This window comes from Micromonospora sp. NPDC049204, assembly GCF_040647935.1.
Classification (GTDB): Bacteria; Actinomycetota; Actinomycetes; order Mycobacteriales; family Micromonosporaceae; genus Micromonospora.
Window position 1 is genome coordinate 136436 of the sequence record NZ_JBEZDC010000019.1, and the last position, 6182, is coordinate 142617.

Here is a 6182-nt window from a genome sequence, read left to right on the forward strand (position 1 = left end):
GGCCCGCGGCGGTGTGTCACTCGTCGGCGCCGGGCACCACCGGCGCGGACCGGGCGTCGCGCAGCGGATCAGCGGACGCCGCCGCCACCGGGAACGGCGGCGGGGTGCCGCCGAAGCTCGGGCACAGCGCCTGGTGACTGCACCAGTCGCACAGCTTGCTCGGCCGCGGCCGGAAATCCTGCCGGGCGGTGGCCTGCTCGATCGCGCGCCACAGCGCCACCACCGTGCGCTCGAAGCGGACCAGCTCGTCGGCGTCCGGCGTGTAGTCCAACACCTCGGCGTCGCGCAGGTAGAGCAACCGCAGCACCCGGGGCACCACCCCCCGGGTACGCCACAACACCAGGGCGTAGAACTTCAGCTGGAACAGCGCCCGCGCCTCGAACGCCTCCCGGGGCGCGCCCCCGGTCTTGTAGTCGACGACCCGCAGCGCGCCGTCCGGAGCGACGTCGAGCCGGTCGAGGTAGCCCCGGATCAGCAACTCGTCGTCGACCACCGCCGAGATCAGGCTCTCCCGCTCGGCCGGCTCCAGCCGGGTCGGGTCCTCCACCGCGAAGTAGCCCTCCAGCAGCCCGGCGGCCGAGCGCAGGAACTCCACCGGACCGGCCGGCTCCGCGCCGTCGAAGATCGCGGCCAGCTCCGGCTGCTCGGTGACCAGCCGGTCCCACTGGGGGGCCACCAGGTCGCCGGCCGCCGCCGGCGTGCGGCCGGTCGCCGGCAGGTCGAACAGGCGCTCCAGCACCGCGTGCACCAACGTGCCCCGGGCCTGCTCGATCGTGGTGCGCTCGGGCAGCCGGTCGATGCTGCGGAACCGGTAGAGCAGCGGGCAGGTCTTGAAATCCGCCGCCCGCGACGGCGACAGCGAGGCCCGCACCGGCGGTGGCGCCTGCGCCGCGAGGGAGGGCTGGGGGGTGGTGACCGATTCCGCCGTCATGTCGGCAAAGGTTAGGGCACCGGTGTGACACCGACCGCCGCCCGCCCCGCGCGGCGACGGTCCGTAGCATCGTGGCGATGGAGCAGACATCCCCGCCGCCGCGCCGACCCGACCGGCGTCTCGGCCTGAACGTCGGCCGGGTGTTCGGGGTGCCGCTGCACCTCAACGGCTCCATGGTCCTGTTCGCGGTGCTCATCGCCGTCCTGTACGCCGAATTCGCCCGCCGACAGCTCGACCTGCCGCAGATCAGCGGCTACCTGATCGGCTTCGGGTTCGTGGTGTCGCTGCTCGGCTCGGTGCTGCTGCACGAGCTGGGCCACGCCCTCACCGCCCGCCGGTACGGCATCGGTGTGCGCGGAATCACCCTGGAACTGCTCGGCGGCTACACCGAGATGGACCGGGACGCCCCGTCCCCCCGTGTCGACCTGCTGGTCTCGCTGGCCGGCCCAGCGGTCTCCGCGGTGCTCGGAGTCCTCGCCGTCGCCGCCACCCTCGCCCTGCCCGAACGGACGGTGGCGCACCAACTCGCCTTCCAACTCGCGGTCAGCAACGTCATCGTCGCGGTGTTCAACAGTCTGCCCGGGCTGCCGCTCGACGGCGGCCGGGCGCTGCGCGCCGCCGTGTGGGGGCTGACCCGCGACCGGCACCTCGGCACCGAGGTCGCCGGCTGGGCCGGCCGGGCCGTCGCGGTCGGCACCGCCGCCCTGGTCGGGCTGCTGACCGTGGCCGACGTCCTGTCGCCGCTGGCGCTGCCGCTGATGCTGCTGGTCGCCGTCACCCTCTGGCGGGGCGCCGGGCAGGCCATCCGGGCCGCCCGGGTCAGCCGCCGGTTCCCGCTGATCGACCTCTCCCGGCTGGCCCGCCCGGTCTGGCCGGTGACCACCGGTACGCCCCTGGCCGAAGCCCAGCGCCGACGCGCCGAAGGCGGGCAGCCCGCCTCGGCCCTGCTGGTCACCGACTCCACCGGGCGGCCGGTGGCGCTCGTCGACCCGGCCGCCGCCGACGCGGTGCCCGTCGACCGCCGACCATGGCTGGCGGTGGACGCCGTCGCCCGCGCACTGGGCACACTTCCCGCGCTGTCGGTCGGCTGGGACGGCGAGCGGGTGATGGAGGCCGTTCAGACCCACCCGGGCGCGCAGTACGTGGTGACGTCAGGCGAAGATGTCGTCGGCATTCTGCACATCGCGGACCTTGCACAGCTCCTCGAACCCAACCGGAAGATGACACCGTGACCGCAACTCCCTCCACCGTCGGAGCCGACCCCACCACCCCGGCGCTGACACCCGTGCACCGTGGGCCGTTCCGGCCCGGCGACCGGGTTCAGCTGACCGACCCCAAGGGGCGGATGCACACCGTGACGTTGGAGCCCGGCAAGGAGTTCCACACCCACCGCGGCATCCTGGCGCACGACACGCTGATCGGGCTCCCCGACGGCAGCGTGGTCACCACCGCCGGTGGCGGCACCGCGTTCCTCGCGCTGCGGCCCCTCCTGTCGGACTATGTGCTGTCCATGCCGCGCGGCGCCCAGGTGATCTACCCGAAGGACTCGGCGCAGATCGTCGCGATGGGTGACATCTTCCCCGGCGCCAAGGTCCTCGAGGCCGGCGCCGGCTCCGGCGCGCTGAGCTGCTCCCTGCTGCGGGCCGTCGGCACCGAGGGTGAGTTGCACTCGTTCGAGCTGCGCGACGACTTCGCCCAGATCGCCAAGCGCAACGTCGAGGCGTTCTTCAACGGGCCGCACCCGTCGTGGCACCTGCACGTCGGTGACGTCGCGCAGTGCCAGGAGACCGGCTTCGACCGGATCATCCTGGACATGCTGACCCCCTGGGAGACTCTCGACATGGTCGAGCGGGCGCTGGTCCCGGGCGGGGTGTTCATCGGCTACGTCGCCACCACGCCGCAGCTGTCCGAGCTGGTGGAGGCGCTGCGCGAACGCGGCGGCTGGACCGAGCCGCGCGCCTGGGAGTCCCTGGTACGCGACTGGCACGCCGAGGGCCTCGCCGTCCGGCCGGACCACCGGATGATCGCGCACACCGCGTTCCTGGTGTCCGCGCGCAAACTGGCCCCCGGGGTCACCGCGCCGCCGCGCCGACGCAAGCCCAGCAAGGGCACCGAGGCGTACGCGCAGCGCCGCCAGGACCTCCGCGCGGCGGAGGCGGCCCGACAGGCCGCCGCCCAGGTGGCGGACGCGCAGTCCAACGGTGCGGGGGAGATGGACAGGCCGTGACCATCGAGCTGGCCGGAGGCACCGCCGAGCAGGGGGAGGCGCTGGCATGAGCCGACCGGGCTACGGCGGCGGTGACCTCCCCGCGGTCTTTCCCGACTGGTCGCCCTACCAGGATCTGGAGTCGGCGGCGCGGGCCTACCTGCGCGACCCGGACGTCGCCCTGGAGGCGCTCGGCGGCGTGCTGCGCGGCGCGTCCGTGCTCGGCTTCACCCTGGAACGCTTCGTCAACGAGGTCAACGGCGTGTGGCAGGAGGTCGTCGTCTGCGACGGCAGCCGGCTGATCCTCTGGCACGGCGAGGACGTGCCGCCGGAGGAGGGCCCTCCCGGCTCGATGACCTCGTCGTTGCGGGTCGTGCCGGTCTCCACCGTCACCGAGGTCGGCTGCCGGCGGCGGCTCAACCGCGCCGACAGCGGCGAGATCCGGGTCGACAGCATCGACGTCTACCTGCTGCTCACCTCACTGGACGAGGCGCCACCGAGCGAGGAGATGGTGGGCACACCCCGGCACGACGCGCTGCGCTTCGGCAAGACCCTCGACGACGGGGGAGCCGGGCAGATCGCCCGGCTGGAGGAATTCGCGCGGCTGGTCGCCTCGGTGGTCGGTCGTCCGATGCTCTGAGGCGTACCCCTCCCGGGTCCGGCCGGGCCGCGCGGCCCGGCCGGTGGGTGCCTCAGTCTTCCTCGGCGTCCGGACCGGCGACCTCGACACCGTCGCCGCGCACCACGTGGATGCAGTCGCCCGGGCACTCCTTCGCCGAGTCGATCACCTCGAGGCGCAGGTGCTCGGGCACGTCGACACGGCTGCCCGGCGCCGCCAGCAGCTCACCGTCGGCGCCCTTGACGTACGCCAGACCGTCGATGTCGAACTCGAAAACCTCCGGCGCGTACTGCACGCAGAGCCCATCGCCCGTGCACAGATCCTGGTCGACCCAGACCTGCAGCTGATCGGTCGCGACCTCGGTCACCGGTGCACCCCCCATGTTCTCCCGTCCTACACTCCGACGGTACCCGAACGCCGGTAACCGCCCGTCAGGCCACCCTTGGCGATCAAGGTTCGGTGACGAGGGTGTTGCGTGGGACCGAATCGGCCTCATAGCGGCTAGTGTTAGGGCAGAACGTTCAAGCCCCCCGGGGAGGTGGGACGTGGCAGCACGCAGCGACGACGCGGACTCGCGCGCCGCACGGTGGGAGAAGGAAGCCCACGATCTCTCCACGCAGGTCGCGTTCCTTCAGGAGGAACTCGCTCTGGTGCGGCGCAAGTTGACCGAAAGCCCCCGACACGTCCGGCAGCTCGAAGAGCGGCTGGCGGCCACCCAGGCACAGTTGGCGCGGCTGACCGAGAACAACGACCGGCTGGTGAGCACCCTCAAGGAGGCTCGCACGCAGATCGTGACGCTCAAGGAGGAGATCGACCGGCTCGCGCAACCGCCGAGTGGCTATGGCGTCTTCCTGGCCAAGCACGACGACGGCTCGGTGGACGTCTTCACCGGCGGTCGCAAACTACGGGTCGCGGTCTCACCCTCGCTGGATGTGGGTGACCTGCGCCGTGGCCAGGAGGTCCTGCTCAACGACGCGCTCAACATCGTCGACGCGTTCGGCTATGAGCGGGTCGGCGAGGTCGTGATGCTCAAGGAGATCCTGGAGGGACCAAACGGCGGGCCGGGTGACCGGGCGCTGGTGGTCTCGCACTCCGACGAGGAGCGCATCGTGCACCTCGCCGAGACCCTCATCGGCTCCGCGATCCGAGCCGGCGACTCGCTCATGATCGAGCCCCGCTCGGCGTACGCGTACGAGCGGATCCCGAAGAGCGAGGTCGAGGAGCTGGTCCTGGAGGAGGTGCCCGACGTCGACTACGGCGACATCGGTGGCCTCCAGTCGCAGATCGAGCAGATCCGCGACGCGGTGGAGCTTCCCTTCCTGCACGCGGACCTGTTCCGTGAGCACCAGCTCCGCCCGCCCAAGGGCATCCTGCTCTACGGCCCGCCCGGCTGTGGCAAGACGCTCATCGCCAAGGCGGTGGCCAACTCGCTGGCCAAGAAGATCGCCGAACGGCAGGGCAAGGAGAAGCACACCAGCTTCTTCCTCAACATCAAGGGCCCCGAGCTGCTCAACAAGTACGTCGGCGAGACCGAGCGGCACATCCGGCTGATCTTCCAACGGGCACGGGAGAAGGCCGGCGAGGGCACCCCGGTGATCGTGTTCTTCGACGAGATGGACTCGATCTTCCGGACCCGTGGCTCCGGTGTCTCCTCCGATGTGGAGAACACCATCGTCCCGCAGCTGCTCAGCGAGATCGACGGCGTGGAGGGGCTGGAGAACGTCATCGTCATCGGCGCCTCCAACCGTGAAGACATGATCGACCCGGCGATCCTGCGCCCCGGTCGGCTCGACGTGAAAATCAAGATCGAGCGACCGGACGCCGAAGCGGCCAAGGACATCTTCTCCAAGTACATCCTCGCCGGGCTGCCCCTGCACCCGGACGACCTGGCCGAACACGGCACCGACCCCCAGGCCACCGTCGCGGCGATGATCGACGCCGTGGTGCTGCGGATGTACTCCGAAACCGAGGAGAACCGCTTCCTCGAAGTCACCTACGCCAACGGTGACAAGGAAGTCCTCTACTTCAAGGACTTCAACTCCGGCGCGATGATCCAGAACATCGTCGACCGGAGCAAGAAGATGGCCATCAAGGAGTTCCTCACCTCCGGTCGCAAGGGGCTGCGCCTGCAGCACCTGCTCGACGCCTGCGTCGACGAGTTCCGCGAGAACGAAGACCTCCCCAACACCACAAACCCCGACGACTGGGCGCGCATCTCCGGCAAGAAGGGCGAGCGGATCGTCTACATCCGCACGCTCGTCTCCGGTGGCAAGGGCGCCGAGGCCGGCCGGTCCATCGAGACCGCCAGCAACACCGGCCAGTACCTCTGACCGCCAGCGGCGGGCCCCGACCAACGACCGGGGCGGCCCGGCGGGCGTACCACCAACCCCCGCGGCCCAAACCCCCCCCCCCCGGCCCCCGCGCGG

Annotated in this window: 6 protein-coding genes; 4 read left to right on the forward strand and 2 right to left on the reverse strand. The window is 71.2% G+C overall.

Going from position 1 to position 6182, the window contains the following annotated elements; translation table 11 throughout:
- Positions 1–16: 16 nt before the first annotated feature.
- Positions 17–931, reverse strand: a complete 915-nt coding sequence (locus AB0A90_RS29395) for a PD-(D/E)XK nuclease family protein (protein WP_357254247.1) — start codon at positions 929–931, stop codon at positions 17–19.
- 140 nt (positions 932–1071) lie between these two features.
- On the opposite strand from AB0A90_RS29395, the gene AB0A90_RS29400 reads away from it, so the two are divergent.
- The 3 genes from AB0A90_RS29400 to AB0A90_RS29410 are packed head-to-tail and all read left to right on the forward strand — an operon-like array spanning position 1072 to position 3777.
- Entirely contained in the window at positions 1072–2163 is a 1092-nt protein-coding gene (locus AB0A90_RS29400) for a site-2 protease family protein (RefSeq protein WP_357254279.1), read from the forward strand.
- A 44-nt stretch (positions 2164–2207) separates the two neighbouring features.
- Positions 2208–3158: a tRNA (adenine-N1)-methyltransferase gene (locus AB0A90_RS29405; RefSeq protein ID WP_357254281.1), complete on the forward strand. Its 951-nt coding sequence runs from the start codon at positions 2208–2210 to the stop codon at positions 3156–3158.
- A 46-nt stretch (positions 3159–3204) separates the two neighbouring features.
- Entirely contained in the window at positions 3205–3777 is a 573-nt protein-coding gene (locus AB0A90_RS29410; protein ID WP_355029057.1) for a hypothetical protein, read from the forward strand.
- Between the two features lie 52 nt (positions 3778–3829).
- On the opposite strand, the gene AB0A90_RS29415 is transcribed toward AB0A90_RS29410, so the two are convergent.
- Entirely contained in the window at positions 3830–4123 is a 294-nt protein-coding gene (locus AB0A90_RS29415) for a ferredoxin (protein ID WP_357254249.1), read from the reverse strand.
- A gap of 178 nt (positions 4124–4301) precedes the next feature.
- Between AB0A90_RS29415 and arc the strand changes: the two genes are divergently transcribed.
- Complete coding sequence (gene arc / locus AB0A90_RS29420) at positions 4302–6086, forward strand: proteasome ATPase (RefSeq protein WP_357254251.1); 1785 nt, start codon at positions 4302–4304, stop codon at positions 6084–6086.
- The last annotated feature ends 96 nt before the right edge of the window (positions 6087–6182 follow it).

Coding starts and splice junctions, on each gene's coding strand:
- AB0A90_RS29395 (WP_357254247.1), bottom strand. CDS start 931: ATGACGGCGGAATCGGTCACCACCCCCCAGCCCTCCCTCGCGGCGCAG.
- AB0A90_RS29410 (WP_355029057.1), top strand. CDS start 3,205: ATGAGCCGACCGGGCTACGGCGGCGGTGACCTCCCCGCGGTCTTTCCC.